Origin of the sequence: Streptomyces sp. NPDC001985, from assembly GCF_040296845.1 — a bacterium.
Lineage (GTDB): Bacteria > Actinomycetota > Actinomycetes > Streptomycetales > Streptomycetaceae > Streptomyces.
On sequence record NZ_JBEOYB010000197.1, the window covers coordinates 1 to 1,265 of the forward strand.

Sequence of the window (1,265 nt, forward strand, 5' to 3'; positions counted from 1 at the left end):
CCCACCCCCGTCATCGGCACACCCCTCGACAACTCCCGCGCCCACATCCTCGACGCCCACCTGCGACCCGTACCCCCCGGCATCCCCGGCGAGCTGTACCTCTCCGGCATCCAGAACGCACGCGGCTACCTCCACCGCCCCTCACTCACCGCCGAACGCTTCACCGCCGACCCCTTCGGCGCGCCCGGCGACCGGATGTACCGCACCGGCGACCTCGCCCGCCGCCGCACCAACGGACACATCGAATACCTCGGCCGCACCGACGACCAGATCAAAATACGCGGCTTCCGCATCGAACCCGGCGAAATCGAAACCGCCCTCACCGCCTGCGACGGAGTCTCCGCCGCAGCCGTCATCGTCCGCGACAACCGACTCCACGCCTACACCACCGGACCCGCCCACCCCGACACCATCCACCACACCCTCACCACACAACTCCCCGACCACATGATCCCCGCCACCATCACCAACCTCCCCACCCTCCCCACCACCATCAACGGCAAACTCGACCGCACCGCACTCCCCACCCCCGAGGCGTCACCGGCCGGGATCTCCCGGGGGCCGCGCGATGCCCGTGAGGAGATCATCTGCGGGATCTTCGCGGAGACGCTGGGGATCGGCTCCCTCGGGGTGGACGACGACTTCTTCCATCTCGGCGGACACTCGCTGCTCGCCACCCGCGCGGTGAGCCGGGTGCGTTCGGCACTCGGGGTCGAGTGCGGGGTCCGGGATGTGTTCGAGGCGCGGACCGTCGCCGCCCTGGCCGCCCGCCTCGCCGGGCACTCCGCCACCGACCGGCCCGCCCTGACCGCCGTCCCCGCCGCCGAGCGGCCCGAACGGCTGCCGCTCTCCCCCTCCCAGCGCCGGCTGTGGCTGATCGACCGTGTGCGCGGCCCCAGCCCGGCGTACAACGTGCCGTTCGCGGTACGGCTCCGGGGTGAACTGGACCCCGCCGCCCTGGAAGCGGCCGTCCACGATGTCGTCACCCGCCACGAGGTCCTGCGCACCCTCATCGCCGAACACGACGGCGAACCCCACCAGCGCGTCCTCCACCCCGACGACGCCCGCCCGGCGCTCCTGGTGCGGGAGGTGCCGGTGGAGCGGCTGGCGGCCGAGGCGGAGGCCTTCTGCCGTCAGGCCCTGGATCTGTCGGTGGATCTGCCGCTGCGCGTGACCCTGCTGCGGACCGCCGAGGACGACCACACCCTCGTCCTCCTCCTCCACCACATCGCCACCGACGAATGGTCCACCGGACCCCTCCTCAC

Annotated in this window: 1 protein-coding gene; it reads left to right on the top strand. The window is 72.0% G+C overall.

The features are described 5' to 3' along the window. Nucleotides 1–1,265: condensation domain-containing protein (locus ABT122_RS33560; protein ID WP_351559982.1), on the top strand; the 1,265-nt coding region annotated here is incomplete at both ends.